Origin of the sequence: Marinobacter sp. M5B, from assembly GCF_042604615.1 — a bacterium.
Taxonomy (GTDB): domain Bacteria; phylum Pseudomonadota; class Gammaproteobacteria; order Pseudomonadales; family Oleiphilaceae; genus Marinobacter; species Marinobacter salarius.
Genome location: NZ_CP156894.1, coordinates 20,180 through 40,345, shown reverse-complemented (window position 1 = coordinate 40,345; position 20,166 = coordinate 20,180). Strand labels below are relative to the sequence as shown.

The following is a 20,166-nucleotide window of genomic DNA, read 5'->3' as shown; positions in this document are numbered from 1 at the left end:
TGCTTTCTGCCGGGAAAAAGGTGTCTGAGCGCAGCGAGTTCTTTTTCCCAGAAGAAAGCACCACGACGCCGTCCAGGCCTCCAAAACCAGCAGGCTACAACAGGAAGGCAAACTCCAAAGCCTCAATCATCCTTGGAAGAAAAGAACACCACCTGCTTAACGGTATGATCATCTTCGTTGCCGAGCTTGTTCACCCGGGTTTCCAGTTCGGGATTGGTCGGCTCCGGGGTATCAGACACCGCATCCGTGAAACCGCAGGCCACGCACTCGCGAACCTGATCATCGTCGTCGGTGGTAAACATCATGATTTTGTCCATCTCCGCACAACGGGGACAGACAGCGCCGGCGATAAAACGTTTGGGGGTCGCCATGGTTAAAACTCCAACAATTCCAGAACCCGGCCAGCCACAACACTGACCGGGTGATATCGGCTTAAGCCGCGTCTTCAGTAATACCCGTCTGTTTCAGCAGCGCACCCACCTCCGGTTCACGGCCACGGAACGCCTTGAACAGTTCCATCGGTTCCTGGGAACCGCCTTTTTCAAGGATGTTCTGCAGGAACGCCTTGCCGGTTTGCGGATCGAAGATACCCTTCTCCTCGAACAGCGAAAACGCATCCGCCGCCAGCACCTCGGCCCATTTGTAGCTGTAATAACCCGCGGCGTACCCTCCCGCAAAGATGTGGGAGAAGCTGTTGGGGAAGCGGTTGAATGACGGTGCTTCCACCACCGCGATCTCGCTACGCACCTTGCGGTGCATATCCAGCGGGTTAGTGGGGGCATCCAGGGTGAATTCCGCGTGCAGGCGGAAATCAAACAGCGAAAACTCCAGCTGACGCACCATCGCCATGCCGGACTGGAAGTTCTTGGCCGCCAGCAGCTTTTGCAGCAGGTCGTCCGGCAGCGGCTCACCGGTTTCATGGTGCGAGGCGATCAGGGCCAGGGACTCGGGGTTCCAGCACCAGTTTTCCAGGAACTGGCTGGGCAGCTCGACGGCGTCCCAGGCAACGCCATTGATTCCGGATACGTCCAGCACATCCACCTGGGTGAGCATGTGGTGCAGGCCGTGCCCGAACTCGTGGAACAGCGTGGTGACCTCATCGTGGGTCAGCAGTGACGGCTTGCCGTTCACCGGCGGCGTGAAGTTACAGGTCAGGAAGGCCACCGGCAGTTGCAATTGGCCGCGCAGGTTTCGCCAGCGTACCCGGCAGTCCGCCATCCAGGCGCCGCCACGCTTGCCTTGGCGAGCGTACAGGTCAAGGTAAAACCAGGCCAGGGGCTCGCCATTGCGGCTGATGCAATAGGCGGTCGCGTCCGGGTGCCAGGTTTCTACGTCTGGTTTGGCTTCAATCTGCACGTCGAACAGCTTCTCGGCCACGGCAAACAGGCCCGGGACCACCTTGTCCACCGGGAACCATGGGCGCAGGGTTTCCGGGGAAATGTCGTAGCGTTCCTGGCGCAGTTTTTCACTGTAGTAGCCGATGTCCCACGCCTGCAGGTCCTCAACACCGTGGGTGTCCCTGGCGAAGGCCTTCAGCTCGGCAAACTCCCGCTCGGCAATGGGTTTGGACTTGGCCGCCAGCTGGTTCAGGAAGTCCAGCACTTCGTCCACATTGCGGGCCATCTTGGTGGCCAGGGAGCGCTCGGCGTAATTGTCGAATCCGAGCAACTGAGCCATAGCGTGACGACGCTTGAGGATTTCCGCCATCACTGGCGTGTTGTCCCAGGTGCCTGCATCCGGGCCCATGTCGGACGCTCGGGTCACAAAGGCTTCGTAGACCTCACGGCGTAGGTCGCGGTTGTCACCGTAGGTCATCACGGGGTAAAAACTGGGAAAATCCAGGGTGATCACATAGCCGTCCAGATCCTTCTGTTGTGCTGCCTGCCTGGCGCCATCGAGTGCGCTCTCAGGAACACCCGCCAGCTCTTCCACATCGGTGATGTGCTTGAACCAGTGTTGGGTGGCATCCAGAACGTTGTCGCTGAAACGGTTAGAGAGCTCCGACAGCTCCATCGACAGATTGGCGTACTGCTCTTTCTTTTCCTGGGGCAGATCGACGCCACCGAGGTGGAAGTCCCGCAGGGTGTTGTCCACGGATTTACGCTGTGCCTCGCTGAGTTCATTGTACTGGTCGCTTGCTGCCAGCTTCTTGTAAGCCTCGCAGAGCTCAGCATTCTGGCTCAGCTCGGTGCTGTACTCGGTGAGCTTTTCCAGGCAGTTCTTGTACACTTTGCGCAGGTCGTCGCTGTTCATCACACCGTTCAGGTGGGAAATCACCGACCAGGCTCTTTCCAGCCGGTCTTCGGTTGCCTGCATCGGTTGCGCCAGGGTTTCCCAGGTGGGTTCGTCCTGCTGCGCCAGTTGTGAGATTTTCACGCGGTTCTCGCTGAGAATCTGGTCGATTGCCGGTTCCATGTGCTCGGTGCGAACATGGTCAAACTTGGGCAACAGGTCGTCGGTCAATAACGGGTTATTCATAAGTCCCCTTCTCAGCTCCGGGTGTCTGATGTAATTTGAAGTAACTCCAACGCTTGGGGAGTCTCTGGGTGAGGCCTTTCCAAAACTGTGCGGAGCCATGGATGGCGGAGCTCAAGCGCCACATGGATGTGCCTGAGCGTGTTTTGGAAAGGCCTCACCCAGAGACTCCTTCCCCACAAGCAATAATCCATTTCAAGAGTATATGTAATGTCGAATGTACGAACACACAAGGGTAACACGCCACAATTTGGAGAACGCGCCTGGATTGACCCAAGCGCAGTAGTCATCGGGGATGTCCAGACCGGGGATGACGTCTCTATCTGGCCGATGACCGTGGTGCGCGGCGACATGCACAAGATTCGCATCGGCAACCGCTGCAGCATTCAGGATGGGTCGGTGCTGCACATCACTCATGCCAGTGATTATAACCCCGGTGGCTATCCACTTCAGATCGGGGATGACGTGACCGTTGGCCACAAGGCGCTGCTGCACGGCTGCACCATTGGTAATCGGGTGCTGGTAGGTATGGGTTGCATCATCATGGACGGCGCCGTGGTGGAGGACGAGGTGATTGTCGCTGCTGGCTGCCTGGTGCCGCCGGGCAAAACCCTGGAGTCCGGTTACCTGTACGTTGGGTCACCCTGCAAACAGGCCCGGGCGTTGTCGGATCAGGAAAAGACCTTCTTCAAGTATACCGCGGCCAATTACGTCAAACTCAAGGACGACTATCTCAATGAGGTTTAGTGGAGAGATCCGCCATTGAAGCGACTGTTACTCACCACCATCCTGCTGAACGTTCTGTTTCTGGCGTTGCTGCTGCCTCACTATTCCCAAATGCCCTGGTTGGCTGCGGAAGCCCTGTTGATAAGTGGACTGTTCGCTCTTCTACCTGAAAGCACGGGGAAGCGTGTCGGAGCGGCAACTGTTGGCGCTCTCTTTGGCCTGCTCGCCTTCTTTGCACTGAGTGATGTTCTGGTTCGCCACAGCATCGGGCGACCTTTCAATCTCTATCTCGAGTTGGGACTTGCCGGTTCGGTGTTTAACCTGTTGCAGAGCAACCTGGGCGTGACGCTGTCGCTGGTGCTGATCGTCATGGCCCTGACTGTCTTCGTGGGGTTGGGCATCTGCGTGAGCCGGTTGCTCCGGCAGGTTGATGCAAACCGTTCCCGCGCCGCGGCAAGGGCTGTTGCGTCTCTGGGCATCGTCGCCATCGGGGTAACGTTCTTACCGCAACCATTCGTAGGCCTGACGGCAGCCCGGGCAGCCACTCAGCAAGTTGAACTGGCCGCTGATACCTATCAGTCAACGGCCTCTTTCCAACAACATTTGATGGATAACCCGGGCGCGAGCCAATCCAGGCCACTGCAAGCGCTTGCTCAAACCGATGTGATCCTGGGGTTCATTGAGTCCTACGGCATATCATCCGTCACCGACCCGCGTTACGGGCGCCTGATCCAGCCTCGCCTCCAGCAAATGGAGCAGGTGCTGGCGAACGCCGGCCTGCATATGGTCACGGGCCGCCTGCAATCCCCCGTTCAGGGTGGTCAATCCTGGCTGGCGCATACCACGCTGCTCAGCGGCCAATGGATCGATACCCAACTCGATTACGACACTTTCCTGGCCAGTGACTATCCCACACTGATTGACGATATGGGCGCGACTGGCCATGATTCCGTGGCTGTTATGCCCGCCATTACCCGCGAGTGGCCGGAGGGTCTTGCGTTCGGCTACAACCGCATCTATCACTCCACCTCCATGGGCTATCGTGGACCCGCCCTGAACTGGGTCACCATGCCGGATCAGTACACCTGGTCATGGTTCCAACGCCAGATTCGGGAGCGCGCCGATCATACCCCTGTGTTCGCTGAAGTGGCACTGATCAGCAGCCACGCGCCATGGGTCCCCATACTCCCGGTTCTGGACGATTGGGACAGCATTGGCGATGGAGAAATCTTTAACCGCTGGAAAGATGCCGGCGAAGCACCCGCAAGCCTGTGGCGGGACCCCGAGCGCGTACGCGATCACTACGCCCGCTCGCTGGATTATGCGCTGAACGTGGCCACCGAGTACGCCAAACGTCATGTGGATAACAAGACCCTGCTGGTGCTGACAGGTGACCATCAGGCGGCCCCTTTGATCACAGGCGACAACGCCAGCCGCGACGTCGTTGTTCATGTGATCAGCGCCGACCCCACAATGCTGGCACCGTTTGTTGGAAGCGGTGATCAGGAAGGCTTACGCGGATTCCGTTGGGGCGCGCACCCTCACTCGGGTCAACCGGGGCCTTCAATGGCCAGTTTCCGGCCCTTCCTTCATCAGGCTTTCAGCCCGTCTCTCATCCCGGTAAAAATTTCTGCTGCAGACACTATTGAAAAATAAGCGACCGATCCTACATTCGAAAATAGCAGAAGTTCACGGAAAACCATCCGGCTGGCGCCACCGGTATGGAGCTGTTCCGCGAGCGAAGCTGACATCAACGTGTGATTTCAGATTCGTAGGAGGGGTTTCATATGACCAACATTACTCGCTGGAATCCGGTCAACGAGTTCGAAGACCTGATTAACCGCTACAACCGCTACTTCGGCCTTGCCCGTGGCAATGGCGAGCGTGAGGGTAAAGACCTGTTCAGCCGCAGCGACTGGGCACCGGCGGTGGATATCCGGGAAACACCGGAAGCGTTCCGCATTGAGGCGGAACTGCCGGGCATGTCAAAGGATGATGTAAAAGTCACCGTGCAGGATGGCGTGTTGAGCATCCAGGGTGAGCGCAAGCAAGAGGAAGAAACCAACGACAGCAAGCACCATCGCGTGGAGCGAATCTATGGCAGCTTCCTGCGCCGGTTCACCCTGCCGGAGAATGTGGATGAGAACAGTATCCGGGCCAACTTCAAGGATGGCATCCTGTCGCTGACGTTAACCAAGGCCGAGCCGGCCGAACCCAAAGCTATTGAGGTGGACGTCCAGTAAACCGGCGGGCCGTCAATGGTAGAGCCGGGGCTCAGCTCCCGGCCTCTGCCGTTGTTTTTGCGCCGGCTTTGCGAAGTGTCTCAGCGTAAGCGGTGCTACGACGGTGCCGCGACACCAGGTCCAGGATAGTCTCACCATTTTCATCAACTGCGTTGAGATCCCGCCCCGCTTCCACAAAGAAACCGACGAAACGGTCAAAGTCTTCGGCAATCATGGCCTGGTAGGCCTTGATCAGGGCATTGAAGTCAGGATTGATGTTGCTGTCGTAGGGCGTAATGGCCAGGAAGCTCTTTACCCGCTCATCGCTCCATTCCTCACCAATCACTTTCGGTTTGTCAGGTCCGCTCATAATCTCTCTGGCCTTTTCGTTACAGCTTTTTACAGCAAATAGTTACGACAAATGTGTTTGCGTTGGGCTGCACAGTATAAAGATCTAAAAGCGCCGGGGTTATATAAATTCACTATGAGGAGCTTCCCGGCAGGCATATGCGAACTTCACGGGTTAATTTCCACCGGTAACTGATCCGTCTCCACGCTGTCGTCGCATTGCGGGTTGCGGATGGCGATCTCCACTCTTCGGTTCTTGGCCCGGTTCTCCGGGCTGTCGTTGGGCGCCAGCGGGTTGGTTTCCGCCCGGCCCGCCGCGACAACCCGCTCCGCCGGCACCTGACGATTCAGCACCAGCTCGTGAACCACCGACACGGCACGCGCGGCAGACAGGTCCCAGTTAGAGCGATAGCGGCCACTGGCTATCGGGCGGTCATCCGTGTAACCCGCCACCAGAACGTCACCGGTGCAACCAGACAACACCTCTACCACGCGCTCGATGATCGGCACCATTCCCGGCTTGATCGCCGCTTCTCCGGAGCGGAACGTGGCTTCCTCCGAAAACCGGATCACCACCCGGCTTTCATCGTAGTTGACGCTCAATGCCTCCGAAGCCACTTCCGGTTCAAGCTCTTCGATCATTCGGCTGGCCAGATCGATCACACCCGCCGGAATTTTGGTCGGGGCATCCCCCTCCGCGCGTTCATCAATAAATTCGGGCTCGTCGGTCGCCGTCTCCATTGGCTCCGGCAGGGAAACCGTATCCGACTCAATCAATGTCAGCGGCGAGCCCCCCACCGCATCGCCGAGCACCTGGTTGCTGCCGAAGGCCACCGCCATGGAATTGGCCATAGCACGGTATTTTTCAACATCCATTTCGGCGAAGGACAGCAACAGGATAAAAAAGGTCAGCAGCAGGGTGGCCAGATCGGCAAAGGTGACGATCCAGGCCGGGGAGCCACGACCATGCTTCTTCTTTTTGACGGGCTGGCGGACCACCAAAACCTACGCCTCCCGCTCCGGCGCAAGACCGTTGCGCTGCTCCGGCGTTACGAAGGACGACAGCAGTTCGGTCATCACCCGGGGATTCTCGCCGCGCATGATAGTACGCATCGACGTGGTGATCAGTACCTGGTTACGTGCCTCATCTTCGGCCTTGAGCTGCAGCTTGTCGGCCAGGGGCAGGGCGATCAGCTGGGCGATGAAGGCGCCATAGAGCGTGGTCAGCAGGGCGATCGCCATGGCCGGGCCAATGGAGGACGGATCGTCGAGGGTGTTGAGCATCTGCACCAGGCCAACCAGCGTACCCAGCATACCGATGGCCGGAGCGGATTCACCAATACCACGAAATACCCTTTCGGAGACTTCGTAACGCTCAGCCGTCTGTTGGGTTTCCTGGGCCAGAGCTTCTTCAACCAGCTCCGGTGGGTGGCCGTCCACGCACAGATTGATGGCCTTTTGCAGAAACTCGTTTTTGGTGGGGTGGTTTTCCAGGCCCAGGATACCTTCCTTGCGAACGACAAGAGCCAATGTGCCAACTTCGCGGATCAACTCCGCCGGCCGTTCTACGCGGTCCTTGAATGCCGCTGAAAACGCCAGCCTGAAAGCACTCATCACCGAAGGCAGACGAAACTTGATCAGGGTAACGGCAAACGTGCCACCCAGCACAATCGCCAACCCCGGAAGGTTGAAAAAGGTCAGTATCGACGCGTTAGCCAGCATCGCAAGCACGACAATCAGTACGCCTGCCACCAGCCCGACAAGGGTGAGTATATCCATCAGAGACCTTAAATCAGCGATTAATCAGCGATCTTCGGGAACCGTTTGCACCTGCGAAGCATAGCCCATTCATCCGGGTTGGGCTCAGTCGTTTCGCAATTCTTCAATCACCGGACGGGTGTCCGGAGTTTTTCCACGCCATATCCGGAACGACTCCGCCGCCTGTTCCACCAGCATGCCCAGGCCATCGAACACCCGGGTGGCTCCCTGGTCCAGAGCCCACTGGTTGAAGGTGGTGGTCTGCAGAGAATACATCATGTCGTAGATCACCGTGTCGGCACCGATCACACTTGTGGAAACCGGCGGCAAATCTCCCTGCAGGCTGGCACTGGTGCCGTTGATAATAACGTCGAAAGCGTCGGCCGGCTGTTCGAATCCGCAGGCCTCCAGGTGCGTATCGCCGGCCACGGATTCAAAGAAACTGACCAGCCCCTCGGCTTTTGCCAGGGTGCGGTTGGCAATCGTCAGGGCAGCGGGCTCTTCAGCAAGAATCGGCCCCAGAACACCACGAACGGCCCCGCCTGCGCCCAGCACCAGCAGGCGTTTACCCGCCAGGCGAACGCCATGGTTGACCATCAGGTCGGTAACCAATCCTTTGCCATCAGTGTTATCGGCGGTAAGTGAGCCTTTACTGTCTTTGTAGAGTGTGTTCGCCGCACCCGCTCGCTCGGCGCGCTGGGTCCGCAGGTCCGCCAACTGCCAGGCCTGCTCCTTGAAAGGCACGGTGATATTCAACCCTTTGCCACCGCGTTCAAAAAAGCCTTTTACGGTATTCGCGAAATCGTCTTCCGGCGCCTGTATGGCCGTGTATTCCAGCTGCTCGCCGGTCTGGCGGGCAAACAGGCTATGAATGCGGGGGGATTTGCTGTGACTGATCGGATTGCCAACCACCGCATACAGATCATTGTGCATCAGCGCTCTCCAGCCAGTCCCGCCCGGTAAGAAAGTAGTCCGTCAGCCGCGCTTCCTCCGATCCGGGCTCCGGCACGAAGTCGTACTCCCAGCGCACCAGCGGAGGCAGCGACATCAGGATGGATTCGGTACGGCCACCGGACTGCAGGCCAAACAGGGTGCCCCGGTCGTACACCAGGTTGAACTCCACGTAGCGGCCGCGGCGGTACAGCTGGAAATCGCGCTCGCGATCGCCCCACACCATGGCTTTTCGTCGCTCGATAATGGGCTCATAGGCATCGATGAAGCTGTCCCCGACTGACTGCATCAAGGCAAAATCACGGCTGAAATCCCCGGTGTTGTGGTCGTCAAAAAACAACCCTCCCACGCCCCGCGGCTCGTCCCGGTGTTTGAGGTAGAAATAGTTGTCACACCAGTGCTTGTACTCACGATACAGTTGGTCGCCGAAAGGATCACAAGCGGCTTTCGCAACCCGGTGCCAATGGACGCAATCCTCGTCGAAGCCGTAATAGGGCGTAAGGTCATAACCCCCGCCAAACCAATAGACCGGCTCTGCATCCTCGGGGGTCGCAACAAAAAACCGGACGTTGGCGTGGGACGTGGGTACGTAGGGGTTCGAAGGGTGCATGACCAGAGACACCCCCATGGCTTGCCAGGGCGCACCCGCCAGGTGGGGTCTATGCGCGGTGGCTGACGCAGGCATGGTCTCGCCCATCACATGGGAGAAGTTTACACCGCCTTTCTCGAACACCTCGCCATCGGTGATCACCCGGCTGATGCCACCTCCGCCCTCGGGCCGGTCCCAGGCATCGGTTTCAAAAACGCCCTTGCCATCGACCGCAGCCAGCCGTTCGCAGATTCGATCCTGCAGGCCAAGCAGGTATTGTTTCACGGCATTGGTGTCGGGGTGCTGGACAGGGTGCTGAGACATGGGAACTCCTAGCGCAGTTGCTTTCCGCTGACGATATCGATGATACGGCTGGGTTGACGATTACCGCCCAGGTCTCCTGGCACCAGCCAATCCAGTTGGCCCTCGAAGTAACGACGTACCTGCCAGGAGGAACGGGCCGGCTGGCGTCCTGCCGGATTACAGGAGGTTGAAACCAGGGGAAAGCCGACCGCCTCGCACAAGGCGCGCACAACAGGGTGGTCACTGACCCTGACAGCGATGGAGCTGTGATGCCCCCGAACCTGTTGTGGGATTTGCTTGCGGATATCCGGCAGAAGACAGGTAACCGGGCCAGGCCAATGACTCATCGCCTGGCGCTGCTGCTCCTTCGGCAATGGGTCCAACAGGAACCGTATCTGATCAACAGACGCCGCCACAAGGATCAGTCCCTTCTCCATGGGACGCTGCTTGAGCGACAGGACCCGTTCAACGGCGTCCTGATCCCAGGGGTCACAACCCAGCCCCCAGACGGCTTCCGTGGGATAGGCAATGACCCCGCCACCAAGGACGGTGCGGCGGGCGCAATGAAGGTGCCAGTCGGACAAAGGTTGCTGTGGTAATTTCATGAAATCTTCAAGTCTGTAAACGTGGCTCAGCCAATCCGTTGAAACCCTCCCGGCGCAGAATCCACCAATCCCTGTAACTCCAAGAGAAGCAGCGACTGCATCAACTGATCGGCGGGAAGACCGGTCACTGAACACAAATCATCGGTTGACTGCGGATCATACCCTAAAGCCTCCAGCACCGCGATTTCCCGGGAGTCCAGGCCTTCGGGTGCTGGCCTTTTCATGATCACCGAAGAGGAATCGCCCTCGTTCTGACTGGTCCACCAGCCGCCGAGTTCCTCGCAGATATCGTCCACGGTTTCCACCAGCTTCGCACCCTGGCGTATCAGGTGATGGCAGCCCCGTGCCAAAGGATTGTGGACCGAGCCCGGAATCGCAAATACCTCCCGCCCCTGTTCCAGCGCCAGTCGGGCGGTGATCAGGGAGCCGCTTTTGAGTCCCGCCTCTACCACCAGGATACCTCGACTAAGGCCGCTGATAATCCGGTTTCGGCGAGGGAAGTGGCCCGCCTTGGCGGAGGTGCCTGGCGGGTATTCGGAGACAATCACTCCCTCTCCGGCGATGCGCTCACTGAGCGTGCGGTGGCGGTAGGGGTAAGGCTTATCAACACCATTGCCAATCACGGCGACGGTCGGGAAGCCGGCATCCAGGGCGCCGGCATGGGCGGCGCCGTCCACCCCCAGGGCCAACCCGCTGGTCACCAGCAAGCCTTTTTGGCCGAGCGCCGCGGCAAAGGAACGGGCATGTTCCAGCCCGGCCCGGGTGGCGTTGCGGCTACCTACAATACCGATCTGCTCGCGCCCCAGCAGGGAGCGATCACCGCGCACATAGAGGACCAATGGCCCGTCGTGAATATGCCTGAGAGGCTCGGGGTAGTCGGCATCGGCGATGGTCAGGATAGCCGTGCCGGTCCGCAGGCAATCCCGGTATATGCCGTCGGCGCTGGCGATCACAGGGTGAGCGCTGTCCTGGCGGCGCCATGCCTGGAGAGCGTCGATCGTTTCCGCCGCCAAACCCAGTGCTTTCAGCGTGGCGGCGTTATGGGTCAGGAGATGCTGGAAATCCGGAATCTGTTCGAGGATCGCCTGCTGGCGACGGGCTCCGAATTTCGGCAGACAGGACAGGAATATCCAGAACCCGTGTTCCGACTGGAACAGGTTCGGGACAGACAGGGGCTCGGTAGAGAGGGGCATGGCATCCTTCCGTGGATCAGGGTTGGCTAACGGGGCCTGCCTTCCTGGCAGGCCGAGGGTGAATTATGCCATAAAAAAAGGAGCCGGCGATGCGGCTCCCTTTCTACGGACGTCTTACGTTGTGATCAGCTCAGGGATTGGTCACCTTGTCACCAACCGACAACGGACGGGTGGCCTGCAGGATCAGGCCATAGCTCATTTTCTCGTAGGTCTGGAACACCATCATCAGCCCGGCACGCTCGGAGGGCAGTTCGATGGTTTCATTGGTGACCGGGTCCCGAACCAGATTGCCACTCTTCAGCACGGCCATGACATTGCCCGGCTTCAGACCTTCCCGTTCACCGCGGTTGATAGCCACCACGTCAAACTGCCCGATCTGGCTGACACCACCATCGACCGAGATCATCTGGGCCTCGATGTCACTGTCGGGAGAGCTGGGCACAAAACTGGTGGTGATGCGACGCTCTTCGCCAACCAGCAGACGGTCCCCGATGCGCACTTCCTCATTGGACTGCTTCAGTCGGAGTGTCAGAACGTCTTTATTCTCGGCAATGACTTCGCCGCGGGCAATACTCCGGGCCTCAAGGCCAAGGAACTCACCGGTTTCCGGATCGCGGAATTCCTTGCTGCGGCGGAAGACGCCCACATTGTCAGCCGGCTTCTCACCACGGGCGTAAATCCGATCACCCGCGCCGGTAATTATCCGGCCGTCCTCGCCTTCCAGCACGTAAGGCGCGCCATTGAGTGCCTCAACGTCAACAATACGCGTGTCGGTCAGGAAACTGCTGATCGCATCCAGGGGAATCGCGGGAATCGGCGTATCGATGGGCTCGGAACGCACTTTTGGTGAAAGCTTCACCACCCGATCACTGGAAACCTTGGTAACACGCGGCTTGCCGTCAATATAGACCAGCGCCAGCTCGTCACCCGGATAGATCAGGTGTGGGTTTGCAACCTGTGGATTCACGTGCCAGATTTCCGGCCAGTACCAGGGGTTATTCAGGAAGCGGGCGGAAATATCCCACAGGGTGTCACCCTTCACGACAGTGTAACGCTCGGGATGATCGGACCTCAGTTCCGGGGCGGCGTGGGCCCAGGAGGTTAGCAGCAGCATGCTTGCTGCCAGAGCGTACAGCAGTTTCCTCATTGTTTAAGTCCTTGATCGCGTGCCTTGAATCGATAGATTCTGTTCTTGGTAAGCAGCCGGTACTCTGCCTTTTATACCACTACTATAGAAGATGTCTCGCAAATTGTGATGTTATCTTTTGTTCTTCCAGTAAATTCTACGCTATGGTCGAAAGCTTTTGACTATCAACTGATCAGTTTGTACTCAATGAGCGAGTTGAGGGATAATAGCACCATAAACGGCAAAAACCCGTTGAAACCGGCTCTTTCATCCCGATCATAATAGTCACGGGATGGAAAAATGCGCAGTACGCTGTCGCATTTCGGAGACAGTATTCACACCGTTACAAAAGATAACGGTGAAAGCCAGAATCAGACACCAAAAGTACGAGCGCCATGATACTAGATATTCTCGAATACCCGGACCCCCGCTTGCGCACCCTTGCCAAGCCAGTGGACGAGGTAACAGACGAGACCCGCAAGCTGATCGACGACATGTTCGAGACCATGTACGATGCGCCCGGCATTGGCCTGGCAGCCACCCAGGTCAATGTACACAAGCAGATCATCGTCATGGATCTGTCCGAAGACAAAAGTGAACCGCGGGTATTCATCAATCCGGAAGTGGAAGTGCTTGATGGCGAGCTTGAGGAGATGCAGGAAGGCTGCCTGTCGGTACCGGGTTTCTACGAGGACGTCTCCCGTATCGAACACTGCATGATCAGGGCTATTGGCCGTGACGGCAAACCCTTTGAGCTGGAAGCCCGTGGCCTGTTGGCGGTATGTATCCAGCATGAGATGGATCACCTCAACGGCAAGCTGTTTGTGGACTACCTGAGTTCACTGAAGCGCACCCGTATTCGCAAGAAACTGGAAAAGCTTCACAAGAAAAGCGCCTGAAGCCGCCAAAACAGCGTAAATCGGGACCGGGTGAAAACCCGGTCTTTTCGTATTCAACGGACCAGGAAGCGATACCCGTGCGACTTGTTTTTGCCGGCACCCCCGAATTCGCAGCCACCGCGCTGAAGGCACTGCTCACGACCCATCATCAGGTGGTTGGCGTTTACTCCCAACCCGACCGGCCCGCTGGCCGTGGCCGCAAACTGACACCCAGCCCGGTCAAACAGGTGGCGGTTGAGGCGGGCATTCCCGTGTTTCAACCAGAGTCCCTGAAATCGCCCGAAGCGCAGGAACAGCTCCGCAGCCTTAACGCAGACGTGATGATCGTCGCTGCCTACGGACTGATTCTGCCGCAGGCGGTGCTGGACCTCCCTCGTCACGGCTGCCTGAACATCCATGCCTCGTTGCTGCCTCGCTGGCGCGGTGCCGCGCCTATTCAGCGCGCGATTGCCGCGGGTGACCGGGAAACCGGTATTACCATCATGCAGATGGACGCTGGCCTCGACACCGGCGCAATGCTGCTGAAAGCCATTACCCCGATCGAAGACGCCGATACCGGCGGCAGCCTTCACGACCGTCTGGCGGGCCTGGGTGGCGAAGCCATCGTCAAGGCGCTGGAACAGCTTGAGAAAGGCGAGCTGCAGGGCGAAGTCCAGGACGAGGCCCGGGCCTGCTATGCCCGTAAACTCAGCAAGGAAGAAGGGCATATCGACTGGACCCGGGACGCCCCCGCCATCAGCCGGCTGATTCGTGCCTTTAATCCCTGGCCGGGCACCTACACCGACCTGGACGATCTGCGCATCCGCATTCATCAGGCGGAGATTCTGGACGACACCAGCGACAAACATCCCGGCACGGTGATTCGCCGCGACCGCGAGGGCATCGACATTGCCTGCGGCCTGGAATCCCTGAGGATCACCCGTTTGCAGTTGTCCGGCTCTCGGCCACAATCGGTGAACGACCTGATCAACGGCGGCAAGGACATACTGATGCCCGGCCAGGAGCTGAACTGAATGAGCCAGCAGGGACAGCCACTGCGGGCGGTTGCTGCCCGGGTTTTGCAATCCGTTGAGAACGGCCAGTCGCTGTCCCAATGCCTGCCCCACGCCATGGGTGATGTGGCAGACAACGAACGACCACCACTACAGGCACTGTGTTACGGCACCTGTCGCTGGTTTCACCGGCTCGATGGCGAATTACAGGCGCGCCTGAAAAAACCGCTGCGCAAATCCGACCGGGTGGTCCACCACCTGATGCTGGTGGCACTGTTCCAGCTTCGCTTCAGCCAGCAGGCCACCTACGCGATTCTGAATGAAACCGTGGAAGCCTGCCGCGCCCTCGACAAACCACACCTGACAGGGCTGGTTAACGGCGTTCTGCGGGCTGCGGAGCGGGAAGGGGAGCCACCCATTGCCGACGAAACAGGTCGTTTCAGCCACCCTCCCTGGATGCTTGAAAAACTGCGCCATAACTGGCCTCACGACTGGCAGGCTATTCTCGAAGCCAATAACACCCAAGCCCCCATGACCCTGCGGGTGAATGCCCTGCGCTTCAGCCGCGACGACTACCTGCAGTTGCTGTCCGATGCCGGTATTGATGCCAACGCAACCGTGTTTGCGCCCCACGGCATCCAATTGGCCGCCCCGGTGCCGGTGGACTTTCTGCCCTGGTTTTCCGAAGGCGCAGTCAGTGTGCAGGATGAAGCAGCCCAGCTCTGCACCACCCTGATGGACCTGGCGCCCGGCCAACGGGTGTTGGATGCCTGTGCCGCACCGGGAGGCAAAACCTGCGCTATCCTTGAAAGCTGTGGACAACTGGAAGAAGTGGTCGCTATCGACGAATCCGCTGATCGACTGCCACGGGTGCAGGAAAACCTGGAACGGCTGGATCTCGTGGCGACACTGAAACAGGCCGATGCCGCAGATATTGACCAGTGGTGGGACCGGAAGCCGTTCGATCGCATCCTGCTGGACGTTCCCTGCAGCGCCACCGGCGTGATTCGCCGCCATCCGGACATCAAGTTGCTGCGCCGTGAATCAGACATTGTCCCGCTCGCCAGCATTCAGCTGGGTCTGCTGGAGTCGATGTGGCAAGTGCTCGCACCCGGAGGGCGCCTGGTCTATGCCACCTGTTCGGTGTTTCCGCAGGAGAATCACCGTATAATTCGTCGATTCCTGAAACAGCAGGACGACGCTGCCCTGGTGGAGCCCGATGTCCTTTGGGGGCGCGATATGGAAACCGGCCGCCAGATGCTGCCTGTTCCCGAAAGCCACGATGGATTTTTCTACGCTGTGCTGGAGAAACCCGAACCATGAAAATCCTGATTCTCGGTGCCGGCCAGGTGGGCGGGACCCTGGCAGAAAACCTCGCCAACGAAGCCAACGACATCACCGTGATCGACAGTGACAGTACCCGCCTGCGGGAGCTTCAGGATCGACTGGATATTCGGACTGTCCAGGGCATGGCCTCCTTTCCCACGGTTCTGCGTCAGGCGGGCGCTGAAGATGGCGACATGGTCATCGCCGTGACCAACAGTGACGAGGTCAACATGGTCGCCTGCCAGGTCTCCAAGTTGCTCTACAAAACCCCGACCACCATCTGCCGGGTCAGGGCCAACGCCTACCTGGCTAAACCAGAACTGTTCTACCAGCGGGATCAGAAAAAGGATCTGGACAGCCTGCGGGGTTTCCCCATAGATGTTCTGATCAGCCCGGAGCACCTGGTCACCAAGCACATTACACGACTGATCGAATACCCCGGCGCGCTGCAGGTACTGGAATTTTCCAAGGGGCTTGTTCAGTTGGTCGCCATTCGGGCGACGGAAGGCGGCCCACTGGTTGGCCACGAACTGTCGTACCTGCGTAGCCATATGCCCAAAATCGAAACACGGGTCGCCGCCATTTTCAGGAAAGACCGGGCGATCATGCCTCAGGGGGATACGGTGATCGAAGACGGCGACGAGGTCTTCTTTATCGCCGCCTCCGACCATATTCGCTCGGTGATGAGCGAGTTGCAGCCACTGGAAAAACCCTACAAGCGCATCTTCATCTGTGGGGGTGGCAACATCGGCCAGCGCCTGGCCCATACTCTCGAATCCCGCTACCAGGTGAAACTTCTGGAACGGGACCACGAACGTTGCGTGATGCTGTCCGAGAACCTTCGCAAAACCGTGGTGCTGGAGGGCAACGCCGCCAACAAGGACATTCTGCTGGAAGAAAACATCGAAAATACCGATGTCTTCTGTGCGGTCACCAACGATGACGAAGCCAACATCATGGCGTCACTGCTGGCCAAACGCCTGGGCGCCCGCAAGGTACTGACCCTGATCAACAACCCGGACTACGTTGACCTGATCCAGGGCGGCGACATTGATGTCGCTATTTCGCCCCAGCAAACCACCATTGGCAGCCTGCTTACCCACATTCGCCGCGGGGACGTAGTAAACGTTCACTCACTCCGTAGGGGCGCTGCCGAAGCCATTGAGGCCATCGCCCATGGCGACCACCGGTCCTCCCGGGTAGTGGGTAAGCGGCTTGACGAAATCAACCTGCCGGAAGGCACCACCATTGGCGCCATCGTCCGCCACAGCGAAGTCCTCATCGCCCACGACCATCTGCGGGTACAGCCGGATGACCACGTTATCCTGTTCCTGGTGGACAAGTCGCGGATACGGGATGTGGAGAAACTGTTCCAGGTGGGACTGACGTTCTTCTAGCGCAAAATCAATCTTCTGAACCCAACTTAGAAATACGCGATTGGCAGGCGTATAATGCCCCTTTTTTCCGGAGTGCCCCGGCCAGATGCCCGGGCGCCACACACAGACTGACCAGCAGGCAAACGTCGTGACAGACAAGGCAACTTCCGCAAACACGCCGGACATCAAAACCTTCCAGGGCCTGATCCTCGCCCTGCAGAACTTCTGGGCGCAGCACGGCTGCGTGGTCCTCCAGCCCCTGGACATGGAAGTGGGTGCCGGCACCTTCCACCCGGCCACCTTCCTGCGCTCCATCGGTCCGGAAACCTGGAACGCCGCCTACGTTCAGCCCAGCCGCCGCCCCACCGATGGCCGCTACGGGGAGAACCCCAACCGCCTGCAACACTACTACCAGTTCCAGGTGGTGCTGAAACCGTCCCCGGACAACATTCAGGAACTGTACCTGGATTCCCTGAAGGCTCTTGGGCTGGACCCACTGGTCCACGATATCCGTTTTGTTGAGGACAACTGGGAATCACCCACCCTCGGCGCCTGGGGCCTGGGTTGGGAAATCTGGCTGAACGGCATGGAAGTAACCCAGTTCACCTACTTCCAGCAGGTGGGTGGCATGGAATGCTATCCGGTCACCGGCGAGCTCACCTACGGGCTTGAGCGCATTGCCATGTACCTGCAGGGCGTGGACAGCGTCTACGACCTGGTGTGGACCGAAGGCCCGGATGGTGTGGTCACCTACGGCGACGTGTTCCATCAGCAGGAGGTGGAGATGTCCACCTACAACTTCGAGCACGCCGACACCGAGTTCCTGTTTCACAGCTTCGATGTACACGAACGCGAGAGCGCGCGCCTGATCGAAGCCGGCCTGGCATTGCCCGCCTATGAGCAGGTGCTCAAGGCTTCACACACTTTCAATCTGCTTGACGCCCGCCACGCCATCTCCGTGACCGAGCGCCAACGTTTTATCCTGCGGGTTCGCACCCTGGCCCGGGCCGTTGCCCAGGCGTATTTCGACAGCCGCCGCAAGCTTGGCTTCCCGCTGGCACCGGATGCCCTGCGCAAAGAGGTACTTGCAGCGACCGAGGCCGCCGCCGAAAAGGCGAACGGCAAGAAGGGTAAGAAAGCGAAAAAAGCTCAGCAGGAACAGGGGAACGCATAATCATGGCAAAACAGGATTTTCTGGTCGAACTGGGCACTGAAGAGCTGCCTCCCAAGGCCCTCAAGCCACTGTCGGACGCGTTTACCCGTGGCATTACCAATGGCCTGGAAGAGGCCGGTATTCGGTTCGGCAAGGTGGAAGCCTTTGCTGCACCACGCCGGCTTGCCGTCAGGGTACGGGACCTGGAAGACGCTCAGCCGGACAAACCGATGGAAAAACGCGGCCCGGCCGTGAAAGCTGCGTTCGACGATTCCGGCAACCCCACCCGGGCACTGACCGGCTTCGCCACCTCCCTGGGCGTGACACCGGACCAGCTTGATACGATGGAAACCGACAAGGGCGCCTGGGTGGTCTATCGCACCATCGAGAAAGGCCGCCCCACCGTTGAACTGATGCCGGAACTGGTAGACCAGTCCCTGGCCGCACTGCCGATTCCCAAACGCATGCGCTGGGGCGCGCACAGAACTGAGTTCGTGCGTCCGGTGCACTGGGCCATCCTGCTGTTCGGCAACAAGGTGATCGACACCCCGATCATGGGGCTGACTCCGGGTAACAAAACCCGCGGTCACCGTTTCCACTGCCCGAAATCATTGATCGTGCCCACGCCCGGCGACTACGAAGTGGTGCTGCGCCAGGAAGGGTATGTGATCGCTGACTTCGCCGAACGCCGCGAGCAGATCCGCGACGGCGTCACCGCCATCGCCAGGAAGGAAGCGGGCGGCCAGGCGGTTATCGATGAAGACCTGCTGGACGAAGTCACCGCCCTCAACGAGTGGCCCGTGCCGCTCATGGGCCGTTTCGAGGAACGCTTCCTCGAAGTTCCCGCCGAGGCACTGATTTCCTCCATGAAGGAGCACCAGAAGTACTTTCACGTGGTTTCCGCCGACGGCCGGATGCTGCCGCTGTTCATCACCGTCGCCAATCTGGAAAGCAAGGACCCGCAACAGGTCATTTCCGGCAATGAGAAGGTCATCCGCCCACGCCTGTCCGATGCGGCTTTCTTCTATGACACTGACCGCAAGACCCGGCTGGAAGACCGCATCGACCAACTCAAGCCGATCGTGTTCCAGGACAAGCTGGGCAGCATTTACGACAAGTCCGTGCGGGTGGCCGCACTGGCGAAGAAGATCGCCGACGCCGTTGGCAGCGATCCCGTTCTGGCTGAACGCGCTGCCATGCTCGCCAAGACCGACCTGGTCACCGAGATGGTGCTGGAATTCACTGACCTGCAGGGCATCATGGGCCAGTACTACGCCGCCAACGACGGCGAGAATGAAGACGTGGCCAGCGCCCTGAACGAGCAGTACATGCCCCGCTTTGCCGGTGACGACCTGCCCGCAACACTGACGGGCTGCGCCGTGGCCATTGCCGACCGCATCGATTCCCTGGTGGGGCTGTTCGGCATTAACCAGCCACCGTCCGGTACCCGTGACCCGTTCGGGCTGCGTCGAGCCTCACTGGGCGTATTGCGCGTCATCATCGAGCGGGAGCTGCCGCTGGACCTGCAAACCCTGTGCGAGTGGGCGGTAGAGGAACACAACAGCATCACCGAACCGAATGTGGCCAACACGGTGGTGGACTACATGCTGGAACGGTTCCGTGCGCATTATGAAGAGCAGGGCATCAGTGCCGAAGTCTACCTCGCCGTGCACGCCCGCCGTCCAACACGCCCGCTGGACTTTGACCGCCGGGTGAAAGCCGTGGAAGCCTTCCGCCAGCTACCGGAAGCCCTGGCCCTGGCCGGCGCCAACAAACGGGTGTCCAACATCCTTACCAAGCAGGGTGGCGACAGCATTGGTGAAAGCATCGACAGTGAGTTGTTGCAGGACAAGGCGGAAATAACACTGGCCGACCAAATCCGCCAGCAAGCCGACAAGGCATTGCCACTGTTTGAAAAAGGCGATTACGCGACGGCCTTGAGCTCTCTCGCCAGCCTGCGGGAGCCGGTGGATAACTTCTTTGATGAAGTCATGGTGATGGCTGACGACGAGGCCGTGCGTAATAACCGCCTGGCCATGCTCAACCTGCTGCGTAACCTGTTCCTGCGGGTGGCGGATATCTCGGTATTACCCACTGCCAGTGGGCAGTGAAAATCATACGGGG

Annotated in this window: 19 protein-coding genes; 9 read left to right on the top strand and 10 right to left on the bottom strand. The window is 59.1% G+C overall.

Annotated features, from left to right (window positions below):
* Positions 1-122: 122 nt before the first annotated feature.
* Entirely contained in the window at positions 123-371 is a 249-nt protein-coding gene (locus tag AAGD24_RS00165; protein WP_007152953.1) for a YheV family putative zinc ribbon protein, read from the bottom strand.
* 61 nt (positions 372-432) lie between these two features.
* Positions 433-2,478, bottom strand: a complete 2,046-nt coding sequence (gene prlC, locus AAGD24_RS00160) for an oligopeptidase A (RefSeq protein ID WP_305936339.1) — start codon at positions 2,476-2,478, stop codon at positions 433-435.
* 207 nt (positions 2,479-2,685) lie between these two features.
* Between prlC and AAGD24_RS00155 the strand changes: the two genes are divergently transcribed.
* From AAGD24_RS00155 to AAGD24_RS00145, 3 genes are all read left to right on the top strand, one after another.
* Entirely contained in the window at positions 2,686-3,222 is a 537-nt protein-coding gene (locus AAGD24_RS00155; protein WP_041332737.1) for a gamma carbonic anhydrase family protein, read from the top strand.
* Positions 3,223-3,237: 15 nt separating this feature from the next.
* A complete protein-coding gene (locus AAGD24_RS00150; RefSeq protein WP_085678211.1) occupies positions 3,238-4,857 on the top strand; it encodes a hypothetical protein in 1,620 nt (539 codons plus the stop codon).
* Between the two features lie 131 nt (positions 4,858-4,988).
* Entirely contained in the window at positions 4,989-5,444 is a 456-nt protein-coding gene (locus tag AAGD24_RS00145; RefSeq protein ID WP_085678214.1) for an Hsp20/alpha crystallin family protein, read from the top strand.
* Between the two features lie 31 nt (positions 5,445-5,475).
* Here AAGD24_RS00145 and AAGD24_RS00140 read toward each other — a convergent pair whose 3' ends face one another.
* The 8 genes from AAGD24_RS00140 to AAGD24_RS00105 all read right to left on the bottom strand — a co-directional run bounded on the left by AAGD24_RS00140 (position 5,476) and on the right by AAGD24_RS00105 (position 12,317).
* Entirely contained in the window at positions 5,476-5,793 is a 318-nt protein-coding gene (locus AAGD24_RS00140) for a PA4642 family protein (RefSeq protein ID WP_007152958.1), read from the bottom strand.
* Between the two features lie 146 nt (positions 5,794-5,939).
* The gene (locus AAGD24_RS00135; RefSeq protein ID WP_075196390.1) at positions 5,940-6,773 is read right to left on the bottom strand and encodes a flagellar motor protein MotB; all 834 of its coding nucleotides are present in this window, start codon (positions 6,771-6,773) and stop codon (positions 5,940-5,942) included.
* 3 nt (positions 6,774-6,776) lie between these two features.
* Positions 6,777-7,550: a MotA/TolQ/ExbB proton channel family protein gene (locus tag AAGD24_RS00130; RefSeq protein ID WP_075196391.1), complete on the bottom strand. Its 774-nt coding sequence runs from the start codon at positions 7,548-7,550 to the stop codon at positions 6,777-6,779.
* Positions 7,551-7,634: 84 nt separating this feature from the next.
* Positions 7,635-8,462 (bottom strand): shikimate dehydrogenase, encoded by an 828-nt coding sequence (aroE, locus tag AAGD24_RS00125; RefSeq protein WP_041332733.1) that lies wholly within the window; start codon positions 8,460-8,462, stop codon positions 7,635-7,637.
* Complete coding sequence (gene hemF / locus AAGD24_RS00120) at positions 8,452-9,393, bottom strand: oxygen-dependent coproporphyrinogen oxidase (protein WP_075196392.1); 942 nt, start codon at positions 9,391-9,393, stop codon at positions 8,452-8,454. The genes aroE and hemF overlap by 11 nt, the downstream gene beginning before the upstream one ends.
* 8 nt (positions 9,394-9,401) lie before the next feature.
* Positions 9,402-9,977 carry an L-threonylcarbamoyladenylate synthase gene (locus tag AAGD24_RS00115; RefSeq protein ID WP_075196393.1) on the bottom strand — a complete coding sequence of 192 codons (576 nt, stop codon included), beginning with the start codon at positions 9,975-9,977 and terminating at the stop codon, positions 9,402-9,404.
* 26 nt (positions 9,978-10,003) lie between these two features.
* Positions 10,004-11,170, bottom strand: a complete 1,167-nt coding sequence (dprA, locus tag AAGD24_RS00110) for a DNA-processing protein DprA (RefSeq protein WP_127402048.1) — start codon at positions 11,168-11,170, stop codon at positions 10,004-10,006.
* Positions 11,171-11,300: 130 nt separating this feature from the next.
* Positions 11,301-12,317 carry a LysM peptidoglycan-binding domain-containing protein gene (locus AAGD24_RS00105; RefSeq protein ID WP_075196395.1) on the bottom strand — a complete coding sequence of 339 codons (1,017 nt, stop codon included), beginning with the start codon at positions 12,315-12,317 and terminating at the stop codon, positions 11,301-11,303.
* A 374-nt stretch (positions 12,318-12,691) separates the two neighbouring features.
* Between AAGD24_RS00105 and def the strand changes: the two genes are divergently transcribed.
* The 6 genes from def to glyS all read left to right on the top strand — a co-directional run bounded on the left by def (position 12,692) and on the right by glyS (position 20,153).
* A complete protein-coding gene (gene def, locus AAGD24_RS00100) occupies positions 12,692-13,195 on the top strand; it encodes a peptide deformylase (protein WP_036211796.1) in 504 nt (167 codons plus the stop codon).
* Between the two features lie 77 nt (positions 13,196-13,272).
* A complete protein-coding gene (fmt, locus tag AAGD24_RS00095) occupies positions 13,273-14,208 on the top strand; it encodes a methionyl-tRNA formyltransferase (RefSeq protein WP_199446796.1) in 936 nt (311 codons plus the stop codon).
* Positions 14,209-15,510, top strand: a complete 1,302-nt coding sequence (gene rsmB, locus AAGD24_RS00090) for a 16S rRNA (cytosine(967)-C(5))-methyltransferase RsmB (RefSeq protein ID WP_379866160.1) — start codon at positions 14,209-14,211, stop codon at positions 15,508-15,510.
* The gene (gene trkA / locus AAGD24_RS00085; RefSeq protein WP_036211787.1) at positions 15,507-16,910 is read left to right on the top strand and encodes a Trk system potassium transporter TrkA; all 1,404 of its coding nucleotides are present in this window, start codon (positions 15,507-15,509) and stop codon (positions 16,908-16,910) included. The genes rsmB and trkA overlap by 4 nt, the downstream gene beginning before the upstream one ends.
* Before the next feature lie 127 nt (positions 16,911-17,037).
* Positions 17,038-18,063: a glycine--tRNA ligase subunit alpha gene (gene glyQ / locus AAGD24_RS00080; protein WP_379867375.1), complete on the top strand. Its 1,026-nt coding sequence runs from the start codon at positions 17,038-17,040 to the stop codon at positions 18,061-18,063.
* Positions 18,064-18,065: 2 nt separating this feature from the next.
* Positions 18,066-20,153, top strand: coding sequence for a glycine--tRNA ligase subunit beta (gene glyS / locus AAGD24_RS00075; protein WP_379866158.1), 2,088 nt, complete (start codon positions 18,066-18,068; stop codon positions 20,151-20,153).
* Positions 20,154-20,166 lie beyond the last annotated feature (13 nt).